The sequence below is a fragment of the Pseudomonas chlororaphis subsp. aurantiaca genome (assembly GCF_013466605.1).
GTDB lineage: Bacteria > Pseudomonadota > Gammaproteobacteria > Pseudomonadales > Pseudomonadaceae > Aquipseudomonas > Aquipseudomonas chlororaphis_I.
The window spans coordinates 6,089,575-6,112,071 of sequence record NZ_CP059162.1; the positions used below are offsets into that span (position 1 = coordinate 6,089,575).

21 protein-coding genes are annotated in these 22,497 nt (G+C 63.8%); 8 read left to right on the plus strand and 13 right to left on the minus strand.

The genetic code is table 11. The features are described 5' to 3' along the window. Nucleotides 1-8 precede the first annotated feature (8 nt). Genes rodA through H0I86_RS27880 form a run of 6 tightly spaced genes read right to left on the minus strand, consistent with a single transcriptional unit; the run spans nucleotide 9 to nucleotide 5,921 of the window. Nucleotides 9-1,112 (minus strand): rod shape-determining protein RodA, encoded by a 1,104-nt coding sequence (gene rodA / locus H0I86_RS27855; protein ID WP_180925927.1) that lies wholly within the window; start codon nucleotides 1,110-1,112, stop codon nucleotides 9-11. A 31-nt stretch (nucleotides 1,113-1,143) separates the two neighbouring features. After that, a complete protein-coding gene (mrdA, locus tag H0I86_RS27860) occupies nucleotides 1,144-3,039 on the minus strand; it encodes a penicillin-binding protein 2 (protein WP_180922932.1) in 1,896 nt (631 codons plus the stop codon). 12 nt (nucleotides 3,040-3,051) lie between these two features. Further along, complete coding sequence (gene rlmH, locus H0I86_RS27865; protein WP_009051038.1) at nucleotides 3,052-3,519, minus strand: 23S rRNA (pseudouridine(1915)-N(3))-methyltransferase RlmH; 468 nt, start codon at nucleotides 3,517-3,519, stop codon at nucleotides 3,052-3,054. A 9-nt stretch (nucleotides 3,520-3,528) separates the two neighbouring features. Then, nucleotides 3,529-3,951, minus strand: coding sequence for a ribosome silencing factor (gene rsfS / locus H0I86_RS27870; RefSeq protein ID WP_009051039.1), 423 nt, complete (start codon nucleotides 3,949-3,951; stop codon nucleotides 3,529-3,531). A gap of 60 nt (nucleotides 3,952-4,011) precedes the next feature. Next, a complete protein-coding gene (gene nadD, locus H0I86_RS27875; RefSeq protein WP_025807711.1) occupies nucleotides 4,012-4,656 on the minus strand; it encodes a nicotinate-nucleotide adenylyltransferase in 645 nt (214 codons plus the stop codon). Beyond that, entirely contained in the window at nucleotides 4,656-5,921 is a 1,266-nt protein-coding gene (locus H0I86_RS27880) for a glutamate-5-semialdehyde dehydrogenase (protein ID WP_009051041.1), read from the minus strand. The genes nadD and H0I86_RS27880 overlap by 1 nt, the downstream gene beginning before the upstream one ends. A 176-nt stretch (nucleotides 5,922-6,097) precedes the next feature. Between H0I86_RS27880 and H0I86_RS27885 the strand changes: the two genes are divergently transcribed. Next, the gene (locus H0I86_RS27885) at nucleotides 6,098-6,784 is read left to right on the plus strand and encodes a DNA-3-methyladenine glycosylase (protein ID WP_028683488.1); all 687 of its coding nucleotides are present in this window, start codon (nucleotides 6,098-6,100) and stop codon (nucleotides 6,782-6,784) included. Between the two features lie 95 nt (nucleotides 6,785-6,879). Next, on the plus strand, nucleotides 6,880-8,196 hold the full coding sequence (locus tag H0I86_RS27890; protein ID WP_180922933.1) for a bifunctional DedA family/phosphatase PAP2 family protein: 1,317 nt from the start codon (nucleotides 6,880-6,882) through the stop codon (nucleotides 8,194-8,196). A 19-nt stretch (nucleotides 8,197-8,215) separates the two neighbouring features. On the opposite strand, the gene H0I86_RS27895 is transcribed toward H0I86_RS27890, so the two are convergent. The 3 genes from H0I86_RS27895 to H0I86_RS27905 are packed head-to-tail and all read right to left on the minus strand — an operon-like array spanning nucleotide 8,216 to nucleotide 9,892. Beyond that, on the minus strand, nucleotides 8,216-8,806 hold the full coding sequence (locus H0I86_RS27895) for an LON peptidase substrate-binding domain-containing protein (protein ID WP_180922934.1): 591 nt from the start codon (nucleotides 8,804-8,806) through the stop codon (nucleotides 8,216-8,218). A gap of 10 nt (nucleotides 8,807-8,816) precedes the next feature. Beyond that, entirely contained in the window at nucleotides 8,817-9,533 is a 717-nt protein-coding gene (locus H0I86_RS27900; protein WP_180922935.1) for an LrgB family protein, read from the minus strand. Then, on the minus strand, nucleotides 9,530-9,892 hold the full coding sequence (locus tag H0I86_RS27905) for a CidA/LrgA family protein (protein WP_180922936.1): 363 nt from the start codon (nucleotides 9,890-9,892) through the stop codon (nucleotides 9,530-9,532). Before H0I86_RS27905 ends, H0I86_RS27900 begins: the two co-directional genes overlap by 4 nt. 180 nt (nucleotides 9,893-10,072) lie before the next feature. Between H0I86_RS27905 and H0I86_RS27910 the strand changes: the two genes are divergently transcribed. The 3 genes from H0I86_RS27910 to H0I86_RS27920 all read left to right on the plus strand — a co-directional run bounded on the left by H0I86_RS27910 (nucleotide 10,073) and on the right by H0I86_RS27920 (nucleotide 13,020). After that, nucleotides 10,073-10,528 (plus strand): MaoC family dehydratase, encoded by a 456-nt coding sequence (locus tag H0I86_RS27910; protein WP_180922937.1) that lies wholly within the window; start codon nucleotides 10,073-10,075, stop codon nucleotides 10,526-10,528. 103 nt (nucleotides 10,529-10,631) lie between these two features. Beyond that, a complete protein-coding gene (locus H0I86_RS27915; protein ID WP_180922938.1) occupies nucleotides 10,632-12,350 on the plus strand; it encodes a C13 family peptidase in 1,719 nt (572 codons plus the stop codon). A 28-nt stretch (nucleotides 12,351-12,378) separates the two neighbouring features. Continuing rightward, nucleotides 12,379-13,020, plus strand: a complete 642-nt coding sequence (locus H0I86_RS27920; protein WP_180922939.1) for an oxidoreductase — start codon at nucleotides 12,379-12,381, stop codon at nucleotides 13,018-13,020. 99 nt (nucleotides 13,021-13,119) lie between these two features. Here the strand turns inward: H0I86_RS27920 and H0I86_RS27925 are convergent, their stop codons facing one another. The 4 genes from H0I86_RS27925 to H0I86_RS27940 all read right to left on the minus strand — a co-directional run bounded on the left by H0I86_RS27925 (nucleotide 13,120) and on the right by H0I86_RS27940 (nucleotide 17,589). After that, nucleotides 13,120-13,407: a YceK/YidQ family lipoprotein gene (locus tag H0I86_RS27925; RefSeq protein ID WP_009051050.1), complete on the minus strand. Its 288-nt coding sequence runs from the start codon at nucleotides 13,405-13,407 to the stop codon at nucleotides 13,120-13,122. Then, the gene (gene ubiX, locus H0I86_RS27930) at nucleotides 13,400-14,032 is read right to left on the minus strand and encodes a flavin prenyltransferase UbiX (RefSeq protein ID WP_007927126.1); all 633 of its coding nucleotides are present in this window, start codon (nucleotides 14,030-14,032) and stop codon (nucleotides 13,400-13,402) included. Before ubiX ends, H0I86_RS27925 begins: the two co-directional genes overlap by 8 nt. Then, nucleotides 14,029-15,378, minus strand: coding sequence for a UDP-N-acetylmuramate:L-alanyl-gamma-D-glutamyl-meso-diaminopimelate ligase (gene mpl / locus H0I86_RS27935; RefSeq protein ID WP_180922940.1), 1,350 nt, complete (start codon nucleotides 15,376-15,378; stop codon nucleotides 14,029-14,031). The genes ubiX and mpl overlap by 4 nt, the downstream gene beginning before the upstream one ends. 294 nt (nucleotides 15,379-15,672) lie before the next feature. Beyond that, complete coding sequence (locus tag H0I86_RS27940) at nucleotides 15,673-17,589, minus strand: sigma-54-dependent Fis family transcriptional regulator (protein WP_180922941.1); 1,917 nt, start codon at nucleotides 17,587-17,589, stop codon at nucleotides 15,673-15,675. Nucleotides 17,590-17,911: 322 nt separating this feature from the next. Here H0I86_RS27940 and exaC point away from each other — a divergent pair, with 322 nt between their 5' ends. The 3 genes from exaC (at nucleotide 17,912) to H0I86_RS27955 (ending at nucleotide 22,497) form a co-directional block, all read left to right on the plus strand. Beyond that, a complete protein-coding gene (gene exaC, locus H0I86_RS27945; protein ID WP_180922942.1) occupies nucleotides 17,912-19,432 on the plus strand; it encodes an acetaldehyde dehydrogenase ExaC in 1,521 nt (506 codons plus the stop codon). A gap of 166 nt (nucleotides 19,433-19,598) precedes the next feature. Beyond that, entirely contained in the window at nucleotides 19,599-21,047 is a 1,449-nt protein-coding gene (eat, locus tag H0I86_RS27950; RefSeq protein WP_180922943.1) for an ethanolamine permease, read from the plus strand. A 55-nt stretch (nucleotides 21,048-21,102) separates the two neighbouring features. Continuing rightward, complete coding sequence (locus H0I86_RS27955) at nucleotides 21,103-22,497, plus strand: ethanolamine ammonia-lyase subunit EutB (RefSeq protein ID WP_180922944.1); 1,395 nt, start codon at nucleotides 21,103-21,105, stop codon at nucleotides 22,495-22,497.

The following is a 22,497-nucleotide window of genomic DNA, read 5'->3' on the forward strand; positions in this document are numbered from 1 at the left end:
CACCTTATTCAAACCTGCGCGATCCACTTGCGATGGGTATGGATCGACATCAAAACCCCAAACGCTGACAGCAGCGTCACCAGCGAAGTTCCTCCGTAGCTAATGAACGGCAACGGCACCCCCACGACCGGCAACAGGCCACTGACCATACCGATGTTGACGAAAACGTAAACAAAAAACGTCATGGTCAGGGCGCCGGCGAGCAATTTGCCGAACAGCGTCTGCGCCTGGGCGGTGATCACCAGCCCACGACCGATCAGCAGCAGATAGATCAGCAGCAAGGCGCAAATGCCCACCAGGCCGAACTCTTCGCCCATGACCGCGATAATAAAGTCGGTGTGGCTCTCGGGCAAAAAGTCCAGGTGCGACTGAGTGCCCAGCAACCAGCCCTTGCCGAAGACGCCGCCGGAACCGATGGCCGCCTTGGACTGAATGATGTTCCAGCCGGTGCCCAGTGGATCGCTTTCCGGATCGAGGAAGGTCAGGATCCGCTGCTTCTGGTAGTCGTGCATGATGAAGAACCACATGGCGATCGCCACCGGTACCGCGGCGGCCAGCACGCTGAGGATCCAGCGCCAGCGCAGGCCGCCCATGAACAGCACGAAGGCGCCACCGGCAAGGATCAGCAGCGAGGTACCGAGATCCGGCTGGCGCACGATCAGAATGAACGGGATACCGATCAGGACCAGGCTGATGCCCACATGCTTGAGTTGCGGCGGCAAACTGCGCTTGGCCAGGTACCAGGCGATGGTCGCCGGCATGATGATCTTCATGAACTCCGAGGGCTGGAAGCGAATCACCCCGGGGATATTGATCCAGCGGGTGGCGCCCATGGCGTTATGTCCCATGACATCCACCACCACCAGCAGCACCACGCCGAACACATAGGCCAGTGGCACCCAACGAGCCATGAACCGGGGCTCGAGCTGGGCAATGATGATCATCGACGCCAGGCCGATGCCGAACGAAGTCGCCTGCTTGCCCAGCAGGTCCCAGCTCTTGCCGCTCGCCGAATACAGGACGAACAGGCTGCCGGCCGCCAGGGTCAGCAGCAGGATCAGCAATGGGCCGTCGATATGCATGCGCTGCAACAGCGTCGCACGGCGACGCATCACATCCTCGCTGGACAGGATGCGATCGAAATTACTCTTCACGGGCCGTAGCCTCCGCACTGATAGGGCCGGCAAACTCAGGCTTGAGCAGGCCATCCGGGCCGAGGAGCCAGGCGTCCATCACCTGGCGCACCACCGGGGCCGCCACGCCGGAGCCGGACTCGCCGTTCTCGACCATGACCGAAACCACGATTTTCGGGTTTTCCGCCGGCGCGAAGCCGACGAACAGGGCGTGGTCGCGATGGCGCTCCTGAACCTTGGAGCGGTCGTACTTCTCGCCCTGCTTGATCGCGACCACCTGGGCCGTACCACTCTTGCCGGCGATCCGGTATTGCGAGCCAATGGCCGCCTTGCGCGCCGTACCACGGGCACCGTGCATCACCTGCTGCATGCCGTGGTTGACCTTCGTCCAGTCCGACGGATCGCGCAGGATGATGTCCGGCATCGGGTTTTCATCCACCGGCTTTTCGCCTTCGATGGTCTTGGCCAGGTGCGGACGGTTCCACTTGCCCTTATTCGCCACCAGCGCCGTAGCCTGGACCAACTGCAACGGGGTGGACTGCATGTAACCCTGGCCGATCCCGAGAATCAGCGTCTCGCCCGGGAACCAGGCCTGGCGACGGGTGGCGCGCTTCCATTCCCGCGACGGCATCAGGCCCGGCGACTCCTCAAACATGTCCAGCGAGACCTTCTGGCCGATCCCGAACTTGTTCATGTAGGCCGACAGCCGATCGATCCCCAGCTTGTGGGCCAGGTCATAGAAGTAGGTGTCGTTGGACCGCATGATCGCGGTGTCGAGGTCGACGTAACCGTCACCGCTGCGATTCCAGTTACGGTATTTGTGGTCGTAGTTGGGCAGTTGGTAGTAGCCCGGGTCATAGACCCGCGTGGAAGCCGTCACCACCCCCGAATCGAGACCGGCGATCGCCACCGCTGGCTTGATGGTCGAGCCCGGCGGGTACAGGCCGCGCAGCACCCGGTTGAACAGCGGGCGGTCGATGGAATCGCGCAGCTCGGCATAGGCCTTGAAGCTGATGCCGGTCACGAACAGGTTCGGGTCGAAACTCGGCTGACTGACCATGGCCAGCACTTCCCCGGTGTTCGGGTCCAGTGCTACCACCGCGCCACGCCGGCCGCCCAAGGCGGCCTCGGCAGCTTCCTGCAGCTTGATGTCCAGGCTCAGGACAATGTCCTTGCCGGGAATCGGGTCGGTGCGCTTGAGCACCCGCAACACGCGGCCACGAGCGTTGGTCTCGACCTCCTCGTAACCCACTTGGCCGTGCAGCTCGGGCTCGTAGAAGCGCTCGATGCCGGTCTTGCCGATGTGGTGAGTGCCGCTGTAGTTCACCGGGTCCAGGGTCTTCAGCTCTTTCTCGTTGATCCGCCCCATGTAGCCCACCGAGTGCGCGAAGTGCGCGCCCTGGGGGTAATGGCGGACCAGCTGCGCCACCACTTCCACCCCGGGCAGGCGGAACTGGTTGACTGCGATCCGGGCGATCTGCTCTTCGTTGAGCTCGAACAGGATCGGCACCGGCTCGAACGGCCGGCGCCCCTGCTTCATGCGCTTCTCGAACAGCGCCCGGTCTTCCGGCGTCAGCTCCAGCACTTCGACAATGACGTCGAGCACCTGGCGCCAGTCGCCGGAACGCTCGCGGGTCATGCTCAGGCTGAAGCTCGGACGGTTATCGGCCACCACCACGCCGTTACGGTCGAAGATCAGGCCGCGGGTCGGCGGAATCGGCTGGACGTGGACCCGGTTGTTTTCCGACAGGGTCGAGTGATAGTCGTACTGGATCACCTGCAGGTAATACAGGCGCGCGATCAGCACCCCGATCAGGCAGACCACGGCAATAGCCCCGAACACGACCCGGCCACGCACCAGACGGGCGTCTTTTTCGTGGTCCTTGATACGGATCGGCTGGGACATTAGAGGCGCGGGCTATTTGTGATAAGGGTGCCCGGACAGGACTGTCCAGGCGCGATACAGCTGTTCACCGATCAGGATCCGTACCAACGGGTGCGGCAAGGTCAAAGGCGACAGCGACCAGCGCTGGTCCGCCCGCGCGCAGACTTCCGGCGCCAGCCCCTCGGGGCCGCCGACCATGAAGTTCACGGTGCGCGAGTCGAGGCGCCAGCGATCCAGCTCCACCGCCAACTGCTCGGTGCTCCAGGGCTTGCCGTGGACCTCAAGGGTGACGATCCGCTCGTTCTGACCGACCTTGGCCAGCATGGCTTCGCCTTCCTGACGGATGAAACGGGCCACATCGGCGTTCTTGCCACGGGTATTGAGCGGTATTTCCACCAGTTCCAGCGCCAGTTCGGATGGCAGACGCTTGGCATACTCATGCCAACCCTCTTCCACCCACTTGGGCATGCGTGAACCGACAGCGATCAGACGCAGGCGCACAGCCGTCCCTTATTGCTGGTCTTTGTTGAGCTTGGTGAAGTGCTCATGGGTGTGTTCCGGGCTGTGGTGCTTGCCATCGGCCGCACGGCTCTGCTCGGCCCCCTGCCACAGACGTTCCAGGTCGTAGAACTGGCGTGCGGAGGCGGTCATCATGTGCACGATCACGTCGTCCAGGTCCAGCAGCACCCAGTCGCTGTCGCCCTTGCCTTCTTCACCCAGCGGCTTGACGCCCTGGGCCTTGACCATCTCGCGGACCTTTTCCAGCATCGCGCCGATCTGGCGGTTGGAAGTACCGGTGGCGATGATCATGTAGTCAGTGATGCTCTGCTTGTCGCGAACATCGATCACCAGGACATCCTGGGCCTTGACGTCTTCCAGCGCGGCGACTGCCACCTTGACCAGATCTTCGCCTTTCATTACTTGGTTAGTCATATAAAACTCGTTCAGCTCGTATGTTTGGCGCGTTGCACGGCATCAGCCGGCAGCGCGCCTTCAGTTCGGCCCACGGTAAAGACCGTGTGCATCGATATAGGCCAGGACCGCATCAGGCACCAGGAAACGTACCGACTTACCGCTGGCCAGCAGTTGACGGATCTGGGTGGCAGACACCGCGAGCGGTGTCTGCCAGACGAATGCAATGTGTCCACCAGGCCCTTGCAGGGCCAGGGGATCGCTCACCGAGCGCGCCGCCAGCAGGTTGCGCAACGCATCCGGCGGCTCGCTGTCGGCATCCGGGCGTTGCAGCACCAGGATGTGGCAATGCTGGAGCAACTCTTCCCAGCGATGCCAGGTAGGCAGGCCGCAAAAAGCGTCCCAGCCCAGCAACAGGAACAACTGGTCATCCGCGGCCATCTCGGCCCGCATCTGTTCCAGGGTGTCTATGGTGTAGGACGGCTTGTCCCGTTTCAGCTCACGGTCGTCCACCACCAGGGGTGAAACGCCCGCCACCGCACACTCGACCATCGCCAGACGGTCCAGCGCCGACACCTGCGGTGCATCGCGATGAGGCGGCCGCGCGCTGGGCGTCAGCCGCAGCTCATCGAGCCCCAGCGAGTCGGCCACCTCCAGCGCGCTGCGCAGGTGACCGATATGCACAGGGTCGAAGGTACCGCCCAGCAGACCGATACGTTTGCTCATCAAGTGCGCACATGGCCGTCGCCGAAGACGACATATTTCTCGCTGGTCAGCCCTTCCAGGCCGACCGGGCCGCGGGCGTGCAGCTTGTCGGTGGAAATACCGATCTCCGCGCCCAGGCCATATTCGAAACCGTCGGCAAACCGGGTCGAGGCATTGACCATCACCGAGCTGGAATCCACCTCGTTGAGGAAACGCCGGGCGTCGGTGAAGTTCTCGGTGACGATGGCGTCGGTGTGCTGCGAACCGTAGGTGTTGATGTGCTCGATGGCCGCGTCCAGGCTATCGACCACCAGGATCGACAGGATCGGCGCGGTGTATTCGGTGCGCCAGTCTTCTTCGGTGGCCTCGATCACATCGTCGCCCAGCAAGGCACGGGTACGCGGGCAACCGCGCAGCTCGACCTTCTTGTCGCGATAGATCGCCGCCAGCGGCGGCAACACGCGCTCGGCAATACCGGCGTGGACCAGCAAGGTCTCCATGGTGTTGCAGGGCGCGTAGCGCTGGGTCTTGGCGTTGTCGGCGATGCGAATCGCCTTGTCCAGGTCGGCCGCCACGTCGATGAACACATGGCAGACGCCGTCCAGGTGCTTGATCACCGGCACCTTGGCATCGCGGCTGACCCGTTCGATCAGGCTCTTGCCGCCACGCGGCACGATCACATCGACGAACTCGGGCATGGTGATCAGCGCGCCAACGGCCGCGCGATCGGTGGTTTCCACCACTTGCACCACTTGCGCCGGCAGGCCGGCCACTGCCAGCCCTTGCTGGATGCAGGTGGCAATGGCGCGGTTGGAATTGATCGCCTCGGAGCCGCCCCGCAGGATGGTCGCGTTGCCGGACTTCAGGCACAGGCTGGCGGCGTCGATGGTCACGTTGGGGCGCGACTCGTAGATGATGCCGATCACGCCCAGGGGCACGCGCATCTTGCCGACCTGGATGCCCGAAGGCAGGTAGCGCATATCGCGGATTTCACCGATGGGGTCAGGCAGCTTGGCCACCTGACGCAGGCCTTCGATCATTTCGTCGATACGCACTGGGGTCAGCGCCAGACGATCGAGCAATGCCGGTTCCAGACCATTGGCCCGGCCATTGGCCAGGTCCTGCTCATTGGCCGCGCTCAGCTCGGGGCGAGCAGCGTCCAATGCATCGGCTGCCGCCAGCAATGCGCGGTTTTTCTGCGCGGTGGTGGCACGGGCGATTACCCGCGAGGCTTCGCGGGCAGCGCGACCCAAACGGGTCATGTAGTCAAGAACGGACTCAGTCATGGTCTGCTGTGGTCTTGGCAAAGAGGAAAGCGGCTGATTATAGCTGTCGCGCCGGTCCACGGACAGCGGTCACGGGCGGATGGTCGAAATGGGCGGCAAATACCTCTCGTTCAGCCTGAATTAAGCCTGGAATTGATATCATTCCGACCCAATTCCCGTCATCGCTCCTGGCTACCATGTCCATTCTGTCCACTCCGACGCTGCCCAAGGCCCTGCCCGACAGCTTTTTCGATCGAGACGCCCAGGTCCTGGCCCGTGAACTGCTCGGCAAAATCATCCGCCATCGGGTCGGCGATCTGTGGCTGTCGGCGCGCATTATCGAAACAGAAGCCTATTACTGCGAGGAAAAAGGCAGCCATGCCTCCCTCGGCTACACAGAAAAGCGTAAGGCTTTGTTTCTGGACGGTGGCCACATCTATATGTACTACGCCCGCGGCGGCGACTCGCTGAACTTCAGCGCCCAGGGGCCGGGCAACGCGGTGCTGATCAAGTCGGCCTACCCCTGGGTCGACGAAGTCTCAGGCCCCGCCAGCCTGGCGCAGATGCTCCTGAACAATCCCGACGCCAGCGGCCGGCCGCGCCCCTCGCAGAAGCTCTGCGCCGGCCAGACCCTGCTGTGCAAGGCCCTGGGCCTGAAAGTCCCGGTGTGGGATGCCAAGCGCTTCGACCATGAAGTGCTGTTCGTCGAGGATGTCGGCACGCCCGTCGCCAGCGTCATCCAGACCACCCGCCTGGGCATCCCCCACGGCCGCGATGAGCACTTGATGTACCGCTTTGTCGACGCCGCCTACGCCCCCTACTGCACCCGGAACCCGCTACGTCGCGGGCAGGTCGAAGGTCGCGACTATTTGCTGCTCGATTGATCCCTTTCGCAGGAACCGGCGTGCCCGCGGATGGTTTTATCGCGAGCAAGTCCGCTTCTACAGTTAAACCACCGAATAACCGGAGTTGAAAACCTATGGGCCAGTGGCTCGACGGAATAACCGGCTGGCTGACGATGAATCCCCAATGGCTGGCGGCAGCCGTGTTCATCGTCGCCTGCGTCGAATGCCTGGCGATTGCCGGCCTGATCGTACCTGGCACCGTGCTGCTGTTCGCCATCGCCGTAATGGCCGGCAGCGGCGCCCTGTCCCTGGGTGAAACCCTGGCGCTGGGGTTCTTCGGCGGCTTGCTCGGGGATGTGGTGTCCTACCTGCTGGGCCGGCGTTTTCACCAGAACATTCGTCGCCTGCCGGGCCTGCGCCATCACCCGGAATGGATCAACGGCGCCGAAGCCTATTTCCAGCGTTATGGCATCGCCAGCCTGTTGGTCGGACGCTTTATCGGTCCCTTGCGCCCCATGCTGCCGATGGTCGCCGGCATGTTCGACATGTCGTTCCCGCGTTTTTTCTCTGTCAGCCTGCTGGCCGCGGCCGGCTGGACCGTCGCCTACCTGCTGCCGGGCTGGGCCACGGGCGCGGCGATCCGCCTGCCCTTGCCTGAAGGCTTCTGGCCGCAGGCGGGAATAGTCGCCGCCAGCATCGCCATACTGCTGGGCCTGAGCATCAACAGCACCGTGCGCCGGCATCGCAAGGCCAGCCCGCTGGTGGCAGGCCTCAGCCTGGCGATCCTGGCAGGGTTGTTCATCGGTTATCCCTACCTGAACCATTTCGATCAGGGCCTGATAGCACTGGTCCAGGAACACCGTAGCCCACCATTGGACGAGGTGATGGTGGTGCTCACCCAGTTCGGCGAGTTCCGCACCATGCTGTTTGCCAGCGCCCTGGTCACCCTGCTGTTGCTGGTTGCCCGGCAATGGCGGCAAGCGATTTTCGCGGGCGCCACGCTGCTGTGCACCGCGCTGGCCAACACCGGCACCAAACTCTTTTTCGCCCGCGTGCGCCCGGAAGTCCTGGCCGACCCACTGACCAGCTACAGCATGCCCAGCGGCCACAGCTCCGGTTCGTTCGCCCTGTTCCTGACCCTGGCGGTGCTCGCCGGTCGCGGCCAGCCGCCACGCATGCGCCTGACCTGGCTGCTGCTGGGCTGTCTGCCGGCGGCCGTAATTGCCGTGTCGCGGATTTACCTGGGCGCGCATTGGCCTTCCGACATCCTTGCTGGCGCCATGCTTGCCGCCTGCGTGTGCGCCGCCAGCCTGTGGGTCGCCCAGCGCCAGACCCCGCTGGAACCCATGCCGGCCAAGATCTGGTGGCTGGTATTGCCGGCGCTGATCGCGTTGTTCGGTTTCGAAGCAGTCAGGCATCTGCCGCACGCCATGCTGCGTTATGCGTATTGAGGTTTTGTAGCCACGAGGATCAGGCGAACAGTTCGCCCTGCAATTCGTCCAGCAGGGCCTGGATCGCATCCAGGCGTTGTTGCGGATCGTCCAGTTGCAGCAGGTCGATCTTGTCCAGTTCGGAGAATGGCAACAGATAAGCCAACTGGTTGGCCAGCGACTGCTGGCCGCTGGCTTCGGTGCCCATGTTCAGGGCTTCGACCATCGGGTGCTCGGCCAGCGCCTTGAGCAAGGCGATCAGGTCCCCGTCTTCCTCCTGCAGCGGCCGCTCCGGCGCCTCGCCCAGCCACTCGACTTCAGCCACCCGCAACTGATCGCGCTGCACTTCGCTGCTCAGCACCCGAAAACGCCGCCCGCCCTTGACCCGAATCCCCAGCAGACCGTTGTCCTGCTGATGGAAGTCGGTGATCAGCGCTTCGCAGCCCACCCGTGCGAAACCTTCAGGGGCGATGCCCACCTCTTCGCCTTCAAGGATGCACACCACGCCGAAGCCACAGCCCTGTTTCATGCAGCGACCGATCATGTCCAGATAGCGCGCCTCGAAAATCTGCAAATCGAGAATGCAGTCGGGGAACAGCACCGTGTTCAGCGGGAAAAGCGCCAGGCTCATACAGGTTTCCTTAAACCACCAATGACACCGCCAACGGCAGGAAGACCGCCGTGGCCACACCCATCAGACTCATCGCCAGCGCCGCGAAAGCACCGCACTCGTCACTTTCCTGCAAGGCCACCGAAGTGCCCACCGCGTGAGCCGTCATGCCCAGCGCCATGCCTCGGGCTTCCGGGCTATGCACCTGCAGGCGGTTGAGGATGGCCGGGCCGAAAATCGCCCCGATCACCCCGGTGATCAATACGAATACCGCAGCCAGCGCTGCGACCCCGCCAATCTGTTCGGCCACCAGCATGGCGATCGGCGAGGTCACCGATTTCGGCGCCATGGTCATCAGGATCATGTTCTCGGCACCGAACCACCACCCCAGCAGTACGCCCAGGCCGGTGGCGACCACCCCTCCAATCACCAGCGTAGTAAATATCGGCCAGAACAACTGCCGAATCCGCCGCAGGTTGAGGTACAGCGGTACGGCCAGCGCCACCGTGGCCGGGCCCAGGAGAATGCTGAGGATCTCCGTGCTCTTGCGGTACTCGGCATAGCTCAGGCCACAGCCCAGCAGCACACCGATCACCAGCACCATGGAGACCAGCACCGGCTGCAGAAAGATCCAGCGGGTTTTCTCGAAGGCCGCGAGCACTAGTTGATAGGCGCCCAGGGTAATGCCGATGCCGAACAAGGGATGGTGGATCACCGACGCCCAGGCGCCCTGCCAGTCGAACATCATTGGCCGCCCTCCCGATGTCCGTGGCGCTTGACCAGCCGCTGCATCAGCACGCCGACGAAGGCCATGGAGATCACCAGCGACAACACCAGGGCGCCGACTATCGCCCAGAAATCCGCGGCGATATCCACCGCGTACACCATCACCCCCACCGCGGGCGGCACCAGCAACAGGGGCAGGTAACGCAGGAGACTGGAGGCGGCCAGGTTCAGCGGCTCGCCCACCTCGCCACGCGCCACCAGGAAGATCAGCAGCAACAGCAGACCGACAATGGGCCCCGGCAGGATCGGCAGCAACAGATGATTGATCGCCGTGCCGAGCAATTGAAACAGCACCAGCCATGTCAGACCGCGTAACAACATCTCTCATCCCCCCGAAAAAACGCCGGGCATTATAAGCACGCGAACGCTATGAACCGGCATTCGCCAAAAGCATGGAAGGTTGACCGGAGCAAACCCCCATGATGATCTACAGTGGGTTGTCAGGGGGTACGCCCCCGCCCCTTTAGAACGATAAAACCGATGAACCCAAGGAGAGTCTCAATGCCGTATGTTCCTGTTGCAGAGCTCAAAGATTATGTCGGAAAGGAACTAGGACGTTCCGAATGGCTCACCATCGATCAGCAGCGTATCAACCTGTTCGCCGAAGCCACGGGTGACTTCCAGTTCATCCACGTAGACCCGATAAAAGCCGCCCAGACGCCGTTCGGCGGCACCATCGCCCACGGTTTCCTGTCGCTGTCGCTGATCCCGAAACTGATGGAAGACATCCTGATCCTGCCCGAGGGCCTGAAGATGGCGGTCAACTACGGCCTGGACAGCGTGCGCTTCATCCAGCCGGTCAAGGTCGATTCCAGGGTCCGCCTCAAGGTCGACCTGGTGGACGTCACCGAGAAGAAACCCGGCCAATGGCTGCTCAAGGCCACCGCCACACTTGAAATCGAAGGCCAGGAAAAACCAGCCTACATCGCCGAGCCATTGTCCCTCTGCTTTGTCTGAAACCTTCCTGATGCGAAACAGCTCACGCTGTTTCGCGCAGCCTCTCTATATATAAGCCTCGTTGCTGCGGCATACTCGGTCCCCTAATTATCCGGATCCCGCTATGCGCCCACTTGTACCCCTGGCTCTGACCCTGTTGCTCACCGCATGTGGAGACGGCGAATCGCTGCTGCCTCCCGATGCCCGTCTGCCGGACGGTGGTCGCTACCGCGGCGATGTGGTCAACGGGTTGCTGCAGGGCCAGGGCCGCATCGACTACCCCAACGGCAGCTGGTATGCCGGCCAGTTCGACAGCGGCCAGTGGCATGGCCAGGGCGAATGGCACGGCAGCGACGGCGAGGTCTACCGCGGACAGTTCCAGCAGGGCATGTTCCACGGCCAGGGCAGCCTGACCACCAAGGACAGCAGCTACACCGGTGGTTTCAAACTGGGCCGGCGCGACGGTGAAGGCACCCTCAAGGAACGCGGCATGACCTACCGCGGCGAATTCAAGTCCGACCTGTATTCCGGGCTCGGCCGCCTCGAGCTGGAAGACGGCAGCCAGTACCAGGGCCAGTTCTCCCGCGGCAAACCCAACGGCCAAGGCCAGCGCAGCGATGCCAGCGGTAACCAGTTCAGCGGCCAGTTCGTCGACGGCCAGTTGGAAGGCAACGGCACTTTCAGCAGCGCCGAGGGCGATCTCTACGTCGGCGGCTTCAAACAGAACCAGCTCAGCGGCAAGGGCCGCTACGAAAACGCCGACGGCGATGTCTGGATCGGCCAGTTCAAGGAAGGCGCCCTCAGTGGCAAGGGTGAACTGATCGGCGTCGACGGCAGCCATTACATCGGCCGTTTCAGCGACTGGCGCTTCAGCGGCCAGGGCCGCCTGAACCTCAGCGACGGCAGCTTCTATATCGGTGGCTTCGAAGGCGACAACTACCAGGGTCACGGCGTGCTGGTGCTGCGCGATGGCACCGTGCAAAGCGGCGACTGGATCAACGGCCTGCGGGTTCGCGATGCCGACGGCCGACTGTTGCCCGACCCGCTGGAGACCGGCCTGCTGGCCCAGGGCCGCCTGCTCGACGACGCCCTCGGCGCGGTGCCGGCATCGACGCCCGCCATCGAACTCTACAGCCTGACGCTGGCCGGCGACGGCCAGCAAAGCGTGTTTCTGCGCGAGGCCGACTATGTCAGCAACATGCTCGTCACCCGCTTCGGCGCCTACGGGCAGATCCGCCTGGTCAACCACCGCGACCGCCTCGACAGCCGCCCCATGGCCACCCGGGAAAACCTGCGGCGCGCGGTACAGGTCCTGGCCGAACGCAGTGGTCCGGAAGACCTGCTGTTCATCTACCTGACCAGCCACGGCACCAGCGAACATGAACTGGTGCTCGACCAGCCGCGCCTGGAGCTGGCCGACCTGCCGGCCGACGAGTTGGCCGCGGTGCTGGCGCCCCTGAAAAACCGCGACAAGATCATCGTGATCTCGGCCTGTTATTCCGGCGGGTTCATTCCCGCGCTCAAGGATGAGCGGACCCTGGTCATGACCGCTTCGCAAGCCGATCGCGTATCGTTCGGCTGCTCGGAAGAAGCCGACTTCACCTACTTCGGCGACGCCCTGTTCGCCCAGGCGCTGAACCAGACCGACGACCTGGAACAGGCCTTCAAGCTGGCCCGGGCGACCGTGGCCGAACGCGAACTGGCGGACAACTTCGAAGCCTCCGAACCGCAGATCTGGGCGCCCAAGGGGGTCTTGGCGCACTGGCAGCATCTGCGCAAGCAACAAGCACGAAAGGCGCTGCAAAGCGCCGCCAACGACAGCAAGGAAGCAAAGAGCAACTAAGCTGAAACAGTATCAAGGGGGAAACACTATGTACTTGACGCCTCAGCATATCTTGCTCGCCGGCGCGACCGGCCTGACTGGCGAGCACTTGCTCGACCGCCTGCTCAACGAACCCACGGTAACCCGCGTACTGGCGCCCAGCCGGCGCCCCTTGAGCGAACACCCCCGCCTGGAAAACCCGGTCGGCGACCCGGCGATACTCCTGCCGCAGCTCAGCGGTCGGGTGGACCTGGCGTTCTGCTGCCTGGGCACCACCCTCAAGAAAGCTGGCTCCGAACAGGCGTTCCGTGCCGTCGACCTGGACCTGGTGGTGGCCTTCGGCAAGCGCGCGCGGGAGATGGGTGCGCGGCACCTGGTCGTGATCAGCGCCCTGGGCGCGGACGCGAAATCCTCGATCTTCTACAACCGGGTCAAAGGCGAAATGGAACAGGCGCTAAAGGCCCAGGACTGGCCGCAACTGACCATTTGCCGGCCGTCGCTGCTGCTGGGCGAACGCCTCGAGCCGCGCCTTGCCGAACAGCTGGCCGGGCCGCTGTCCAAGCTGATTCCCGGCAAATACCACGGCATCGAAGCCTGCCATCTGGCCCGGGCCATGTGGCGCCTGGCACTGGAAGAGCAGGATGGCGTGCGGATCGTCGAGTCCGACGAGCTGCGCAAGCTGGGTAAATAACGAACATCAGAAAGCAACGCGGGCAAGCTCCGCGCCTGCAGAAGCATGTGCTTTTCTGTAGGAGCGAGTGGGCGGCGATCCGACTTGCCCGCGAAGGAATTACAACCCGCCTGTAGCCTGAAACCCAACCCCCAATACCGTCAGCACCGACAGCGGCAACAGCAGCGTGTCGAGCAAGGCGCTGGCCGGCAGATCGACACCCGGATAGCTCGGCGCTTCAGCCCCGAAGCGGTCCATCGGGCAACAGCCGCCCTGCATCACATACAGATCCAGGCGCGTCCCGGAATACACCACCGGCGCCCCCGGCTTGGCCGCGTTCAGCGTACGTGCCGTGGCGCAACCGCCCAGCTGCAGGGCGACCAGCAGGATCAGCAGCGACTTACTCATCGCTGCTCAGATGATGCTCGCCCCACCGCGGCAACATGTCCTGCGGGATGTTCAACAAGTTGAGAATCCGCGCCACGACAAAATCCACCAGGTCGTCGATGGTCTGCGGCTGGTGATAGAACCCCGGAGAGGCCGGCAGAATGGTCACGCCCATGTTCGACAGCTTGAGCATGTTCTCCAGATGGATGCTCGAGTAAGGCGCCTCGCGCGGCACCAGGATCAACTGGCGGCGCTCCTTCAGGGTGACGTCCGCCGCGCGCTCGATCAGGTTGTTGCAAGCGCCCGTGGCGATGGCCGACAAGGTGCCGGTGGAGCAAGGCACCACCACCATCGCCGCCGGCGAGCCGGAGCCCGAGGCCACCGGCGACATCCAGTCTTCCTTGCCATACACGCGGATCTGCCCGGCAGCCGCACCGGTGTACTCGGTGAGGAAGGCCTGCATGGTCTGCGGCTTGGACGGCAGGGTCACGTCGGTCTCGGTCGCCATCACCAGCTGCGCGGCCTTGGAGATCAGGAAGTGCACTTCACGGTCTTCGCGCACCAGGCAATCGAGCAGGCGCAGGCCGTACTGGGCGCCCGAGGCGCCGGTCATCGCCAGGGTGATGCGTTCCGGGCCGTTGTTCATCGCAGTGCCTCGGCCAGCTTGCCGTGCAGGCCGCCAAAGCCGCCGTTGCTCATGATCACCACGTGAGTACCCGACTTGGCCTGGCTCTTCACTCGCTCGATGATGCCTTCCAGGGAATCGCTGACAATCGATGGCACGGTGCACAGCGCGGCGGTGGCGCCCAGGTCCCAGCCAAGGTTGGCCGGCGAATACCAGACCACCTGATCGGCCTGGTTGACGCTTTCCGGCAGCCCGTCACGGTGAGCGCCGAGCTTCATGGAGTTGGAGCGCGGTTCGATGATCGCAATCAACGGCGCATCGCCGATGTGCTTGCGCAGGCCGTCCAGGGTAGTGGCGATGGCGGTCGGGTGGTGAGCGAAGTCGTCGTAGATGGTGATGCCGTGGACTTCAGCGACCTTCTCCATCCGCCGCTTGACGCTCTTGAACGCGCTCAGCGCAGCAATGCCCACCGCCGGCACTACGCCGACATGGCGCGCCGCGGCCAGGGTGGCCAGAGCGTTGGCGACGTTGTGCTGGCCGGTCAGGTCCCACTCGACCACGCCTTGAGCCTCGCCCTCGAACATTACTTCGAACTTCGAGCCGTCCTCACTGAGCAGCTTGACCTGCCATTGGCCGCCCGCGCCGGTGGTTTGCACCGGGGTCCAGCAGCCCATGTCGATCACTCGCAACAAGGCCGGCTCGGTGGTCGGGTGGATGACCAGGCCTTCGCTCGGGATGGTCCGCACCAGGTGGTGGAACTGCCGTTCGATAGCCGGCAGATCGGGGAAGATGTCTGCGTGATCGAACTCGAGATTGTTCAGGATCGCCGTGCGCGGACGGTAGTGCACGAACTTCGAGCGCTTGTCGAAGAAGGCGCTGTCGTATTCATCGGCTTCAATCACGAAGAACGGCGTGCCGCCCAGGCGGGCCGACACCGAGAAATTCTGCGGCACGCCACCGATCAGGAAGCCCGGGCTCATGCCCGCATGCTCCAGCACCCAGGCCAGCATGCTGCTGGTGGTGGTCTTGCCGTGGGTGCCGGCGACCGCCAGTACCCAGCGGCCTTGCAACACATGGTCGGCCAGCCATTGCGGGCCGGAAACATAGGGCAGGCCCTTGTTCAGCACATATTCCACCGCCGGGTTGCCGCGGGACATGGCATTGCCGATCACCACCAGGTCCGGCGCCGGGTCAAGCTGGGCCGGGTCGTAGCCCTGGGTCAACTCGATGCCCTGGGCTTCGAGTTGGGTGCTCATCGGCGGGTAGACGTTGGCATCGGAGCCGGTGACATGATGGCCCAGCTCTTTGGCCAGAACCGCCATCGAGCCCATGAAGGTGCCGCAAATACCGAGAATATGAATGTGCATAGTCGACCTCGTAAAACATCGAGGCAGGTTAGCGTAGAGGGCTGCAAATCGCACTCTTTAGCTGATGGGGGAACACACGGTTGTCACTGCCGGAGGCTATGACAAGTTCTGTGGGGCTTTTGCCGGGGAATCGCCCGAACGCGGCTGGAGCCTTGGGCCGCGATTACCAGTGTATCGGCGGCTGCGCCGCCTATCGCGAGCAAGCTTCGCTCCTACAGATACAGTGCGCACTCCTGTAGGAGCAGCCGGTCGACGCTCGATTGCTCGCGATGAACGCTGACGCGGTCTCATGTCCTAGCGAGCGATTCCATGCTTGCGCAGCTTTCTATAGAGGGTGTTGCGGCTCACCCCCAACTGCTCGGCGGTGTGGGTCATGTGCCAGCGCTGCTGTTCCAGGGCGTTGAGCAAGGCCAGGCGTTCGGCATCGTCCAGCGGGTATTCGCCCGCCTCCTCGGCAGCCGCCGGCACTGGTGCCGGGCGGCCCTGGCGAATCATCGCAGGTATATCCTCCAGGCCGATTCGCCCGTGGTCGCAGAGCGCCGCCAGGGTGCGCAACACGTTGCGCAGTTGCCGCACGTTGCCTGGCCAATGGAAGTCCAGCAGGGCCTGGCGTGCCGGGCCATCGAGCGACACCTGCTGGTCGCCGGCCTCTTGCGCCAGGAGAAAATCCAGCAGCTGGGATTTGTCGCTGCGCTCGCGCAGCGCCGGCAAACTGATTTCCAGGCCATTGAGCCGGTAATACAAATCCTCGCGGAAGCTGTCATCCCGTACCCGCTCCAGCAGGTCCCGGTGGGTGGCGCTGATGATGCGCACGTTGACCGCCTGCGGCTCGCCGCCGATAGGCACCACCATGCGGTCCTCCAGCACCCGCAGCAGGCGGGTCTGCAAGGCCAGCGGCATATCGCCGATTTCATCGAGGAACAGCGTGCCGCCATCGGCCTGCTGCAACTTGCCGCGCATGCCTTCCTTGCGCGCCCCGGTGAAACTGCCGCCGCGATAACCGAACAGCTCGCTTTCGATCAGGCTTTCGGGAATGGCCGCGCAGTTCAAGGCAACGAAGGCTTTCTCCGCCCGCTGGCTGGCCTGGTGCACCGCCTTGGCGAACGCCTCCTTGCCGGAGCCGGTCTCGCCGTTGATCAGCAGCGGCACATCGCGCTCGAACACCCGCAAGGATTTGCGGAAGTCTTCTTGCAGGGCCGCATCGCCCAGGCAGATCCCGGACAGGCGCGGACGCTCCACCGCCAGCACCCTCGGCGGCAGCGGTTTCGGCACGCTGCGCGGCTGGCCGCGCAACACCGCGAACAGATGCCGACCATCGCGGGTACGCAACGGCCAGCTGGCGCTGGCATTGATGCTGGCGCGGCCCAGCAGCTCGTCCAGCGAGCAATCGAAAAAGGCTTCCACCGGTTTGCCCAGCAAGCCACCGCGAATATGCCCCAGCAGGTTCAGGGCGCTCTGGTTCACCGCGCTGATCCGCCCTTCCCCGTCGAACGCCAGCAGGCCTTCGCTGAACAGGCCGACGGACTCGGCCTGCAGGTGAAAACGCAGCAACCATTGATTGTCGAAATAGCGCAGGAAATAGCAGCTCTCGATCATCTTCGCCGAGAGGTTGACCAGGGCCATGGTGTGGAACTGGCTCTGCCGCGACACATCCGGGCGCGCCGAGGAAACGTCGAGCACCGCCAGCAGTTCGCCGTGGGGGTCGAACACCGGGCTGGCCGAGCAGGTCAGGCCGGTGTGACGGCCACGGAAATGCTCGTCCTGGTGGATGGTCAGGGACTGGCGCTCCACCAGGCAGGTGCCGATGCCGTTGGTGCCCTCGCAGGCCTCGCTCCAGTCGGCGCCGAGCCAGAGCCCGGCGCGTTCGAAAATCTTGCGCTCGGTGGGCGCGGTGACGCAGTTGAGGATCACCCCGCGGGCGTCGGTCAGCAGCACCGCATGACCAGCGCCGGACAACTGCTGGTGCAGGCTGGTCATCTCGTTGCCGGCGATCTGCAGCACCTGCTGCAGGCGTTCGCGGCTTTCCAGCAGGCGGCCATGCTCGAGCACGGTGGGCGCCATGCTCAGGGCCGGGTCGAGGTGATAGTCCTCCAGGCAACGCAGCCAGGAACGGGCGATGGAAGGATCGCTGCCAGGCCCCTGCAGACGGGCCTTGCCTTGGGTCACGGTCAGCACTTGCTGGGCGTGCCGGGTGAGGTGATTGCTGTGCATTTCTTATTGTTCTCCTGCTGCGCTGATGGCTGCGACGGCTGCATCAAGCGATTCAGATCAACGCGAAGCCCAGCATCCTCCAGCCATGGATGCATTGCAATGCCGCTTCGACCAATGAGTCACCGGCTGTGCCACAAGCGGTACAAAGTGTCACCCGGGCTGCGCCACAACTGCCACAGGCGCCCGGAACTCAGCCGCTGGAACATTCGCAAACCCTTGATTTAGCTGGCATGCAACGCAGTGGCCCGGGCTTTGCTCTACGCTTTTACAAGCGCAACAGCGCGTCCTCCCCTATAAGCACAAAAGCCAGGAGATACCCACCATGCGTTATGCACACCCCGGTACTGAAGGCGCTATCGTTTCGTTCAAGAGCAAATACGGTAACTACATCGGCGGCGAATTCGTCGCGCCTGTCAAAGGTCAGTACTTCACCAATACCTCGCCAGTAAACGGCCAACCGATCGCCGAATTCCCGCGTTCCACCGCCGAAGACATCGAGAAAGCCCTGGACGCCGCCCATGCCGCCGCCGATGCCTGGGGTGCCACCTCGGCACAGGCCCGCTCGCTGATCCTGCTGAAAATCGCCGACCGTATCGAGCAGAACCTCGAACTGCTGGCCATCACCGAAACCTGGGACAACGGCAAGGCCGTGCGGGAAACCCTCAACGCCGACATCCCCCTGGCCGCCGACCACTTCCGTTACTTCGCTGGCTGCCTGCGGGCCCAGGAAGGCAGCGCCGCGGAAATCGACGGCAACACCGTGGCCTATCACATTCACGAACCGCTGGGCGTGGTCGGGCAGATCATCCCGTGGAACTTCCCGCTGCTGATGGCCGCCTGGAAACTCGCACCCGCCCTGGCCGCCGGCAACTGCGTGGTACTCAAGCCGGCCGAGCAGACCCCGCTGGGCATCTGCGTGCTGATGGAACTGATCGGCGACCTGCTGCCGCCGGGCGTGCTCAACGTAGTGCAAGGTTTCGGCAAGGAAGCGGGCGAGGCCCTGGCCACCAGCAAGCGCATCGCCAAGATCGCCTTCACCGGCTCGACCCCGGTGGGCTCGCATATCATGAAGTGCGCCGCCGAGAACATCATCCCGTCCACCGTGGAACTGGGCGGCAAGTCGCCGAACATCTTCTTCGCCGACATCATGCAGGCCGAACCGAGCTTCATCGAAAAAGCCGCCGAAGGCCTGGTGCTGGCGTTCTTCAACCAGGGCGAAGTCTGCACCTGCCCGTCCCGCGCCCTGGTGGAAGAGTCGATCTACGACGAGTTCATGCAAGTGGTGATGAAAAAGGTCGAGCAGATCAAGCGCGGCGACCCGCTGGACACCGACACCATGGTCGGCGCCCAGGCGTCCGAGCAGCAGTTCGACAAGATCCTGTCCTACCTGGACATCGCCAAGGGCGAAGGCGCGCAGCTGCTGACCGGCGGCAAGGTGGAAAAACTCGAGGGCAACCTGGCCAGCGGTTACTACATCCAGCCGACCCTGCTCAAGGGTAACAACAAGATGCGCGTATTCCAGGAAGAAATCTTCGGCCCGGTGGTGAGTATCACCACCTTCAAGGACGAAGCCGAAGCCCTGGCCATCGCCAACGACACCGAGTTCGGCCTCGGCGCCGGCCTCTGGACCCGCGACATCAACCGCGCCTACCGCATGGGCCGGGCGATCAAGGCCGGTCGTGTGTGGACCAACTGCTACCACCTGTACCCCGCCCACGCGGCGTTCGGCGGTTACAAGAAGTCCGGCGTCGGCCGTGAAACCCACAAGATGATGCTCGACCACTACCAGCAGACCAAAAACCTGCTGGTGAGCTACGACATCAATCCGCTGGGCTTCTTCTAAAGCCAATCAAGCCAGGGACAAGGGTGGAGTCGCCAATGCGGCTTCACCCTTGGGGGCCGGTCGCGAACAAGCTCGCGATGACGTCCTCGAGGCAAAACACACCATCGCCTTGCAACACCGATCCGGTCTGCCGACCGGGCACAACAATAAGAACAGGTGAACCCTTATGCCTAGCGAACATACCGGCGTGCAGTCGGCTGGCTCCTCCGTCGACTTTGAAAAAGTCGGCTCCGACTACTTTCAACAACGCGAACTGAAAAAAGGCGCGGCAGGCTGGGTCCTGCTGGTGGGCCTGGGCGTGGCCTACGTCATTTCCGGCGACTACGCCGGCTGGAACTTCGGCCTGGCCCAGGGCGGCTGGGGCGGCATGTTCCTCGCCACCCTGCTGATGGCCACCATGTACCTGTGCATGTGCTTTTCCCTGGCCGAGCTGTCCTCGATGATCCCCACCGCCGGCGGCGGCTACGGTTTTGCCCGCAGCGCCTTCGGCCCCTGGGGCGGCTTTCTCACCGGGACCGCGATCCTCATCGAATACGCGATCGCCCCGGCGGCGATCGCGGTGTTTATCGGCGCCTATTGCCAGTCGCTGTTCGGCATCGGCGGCTGGATGATCTACCTGGCGTTCTACATCGTGTTCATCGCCATCCACATCTTCGGGGTCGGCGAGGCGCTGAAGCTGATGTTCATCATCACCGCCGTGGCCGCCCTGGCCCTGGGCGTGTTCCTGGTGGCGATGGTGCCGCACTTCTCCGTGGCCAACCTGCTGGACATCCCGGTCACCGAGGCCGTGGGCGCCAGCAGCTTCCTGCCGTTCGGTTATGTCGGCGTGTGGGCGGCGATCCCCTACGCCATCTGGTTCTTCCTGGCGGTCGAAGGCGTGCCGCTGGCCGCGGAAGAAACCAAGAACCCCAAACGCGACCTGCCCCGCGGCCTGATCGGCGCCATGCTGGTGCTGCTGAGCTTCGCCCTGCTGATCCTGGTGATCGGCCCGGGCGGCGCGGGGGCCAATGCCCTGCTGACCTCGGGCAACCCGCTGGTGGAAGCCCTGGCCAAGGCCTACAGCGGTTCGACCTGGATGGGCAGCTTCGTCAACCTGGTGGGCCTGGCTGGCTTGATCGCCAGCTTCTTCTCGATCATCTACGCCTACTCGCGGCAGATTTTCGCCCTGTCCCGCGCCGGCTACCTGCCGCGCAAGCTGTCGGAGACCAATAAGAACAAGGCGCCGGTCCTGGCCCTGGTAATCCCCGGCATCATCGGTTTCGGCCTGTCGCTGACCGGCCAGGGCGACCTGCTGATCCTGGTGGCGGTGTTCGGCGCAACCATCTCCTACGTGCTGATGATGGCCGCGCACATCACCCTGCGCATCCGCCGCCCCAAAATGGATCGCCCGTACCGCACCCCGGGCGGCATCTTCACCTCCGGCGTGGCCCTGGTACTGGCCTGCATCGCCGTGGTGGCGGGTTTCCTGGTGGATCCGCGGGTGGTCATTGGCGCCGCGATCATCTATGGAGTATTAATTGCTTACTTTGCTTTCTACAGTCGGCATCACTTGGTAGCAGGCACGCCCGAAGAAGAATTCGCGGCCATTCAGAAAGCTGAAGAAGCCTTGCACTAACCGCCGAAAACCTCGACGCAGGGGCCGGTTCCCTGCGTCGTCACGGAGAACCTGTATGGCAAGTTTCGCCCACACCGTCGGCGCCCAGACCTACCGCTTCGACAGCCTCAAGGAGGTCATGGCCAAGGCCAGCCCGGCGCGCTCCGGGGACTTCCTGGCCGGCGTCGCCGCCCTCAACGACGGCGAGCGGGTCGCCGCGCAAATGACCCTGGCGGACATTCCGCTCAAGCACTTCCTCGAAGAAGCGCTGATCCCCTACGAAACCGATGAAGTCACCCGGTTGATCATCGACACCCACGACAAGGCCGCCTTCGCCACCGTCAGCCACCTCACGGTCGGCGGCTTTCGCGACTGGCTGCTCAGCGACACCGCCGACGAACAGAGCCTGCGCGCCCTGGCCCCCGGGCTGACTCCGGAAATGGCCGCCGCCGTGTCGAAGATCATGCGTGTCCAGGACCTGGTGCTGGTGGCGCAGAAGATCCGCGTGGTCACCCGGTTCCGCGGCACCCTGGGACTGCGCGGGCGGCTGTCGACGCGCCTGCAACCCAACCACCCGACCGACGAGCCGGCCGGCATCGCCGCGAGCATTCTCGACGGCCTGCTCTACGGCAACGGCGACGCCATGATCGGCATCAACCCGGCCACCGACAGCATCGCCTCGATCTGCGCCCTGCTGGAAATGCTCGATGCGATCATCCAGCGTTATGAAATCCCCACCCAGGCCTGCGTGCTGACCCACGTCACCACCTCCATCGAGGCGATCAACCGTGGCGTGCCGCTGGACCTGGTGTTCCAGTCGATCGCCGGCACCGAGGCGGCCAATGCCAGTTTTGGCATCAACCTCAATGTCCTGCAGGAAGGCTACGAGGCCGGCCTGAGCCTCAAACGCGGCACGCTAGGACAGAACCTGATGTATTTCGAGACCGGCCAGGGCAGTGCGCTGTCGGCCAACGCCCACTTCGGCGTCGACCAGCAGACCTGCGAAACCCGCGCCTATGCGGTGGCCCGGCACTTCAAGCCGTTCCTGGTGAACACCGTGGTCGGTTTCATCGGCCCGGAGTACCTGTACAACGGCAAGCAGATCATCCGCGCCGGCCTGGAAGATCACTTCTGCGGCAAGCTGCTGGGCGTGCCCATGGGTTGCGACATCTGCTACACCAACCACGCCGAAGCCGACCAGGACGACATGGACACCCTGCTGACCCTGCTGGGCGTGGCCGGGATCAACTTCATCATGGGCATCCCCGGCTCCGACGACATCATGCTCAACTACCAGACCACCTCCTTTCACGACGCGCTCTACGCCCGCCAGACCCTGGGCCTGAAACCGGCGCCGGAGTTCGAACAGTGGCTGGCGAAAACCGGCATCTTCACCCAGCCCGACGGCAAGGTGCAGTTCGGCCACAACCTGCCGCCGGCCTTCCGCCAGGCGCTGGCACAGCTTCAGTAA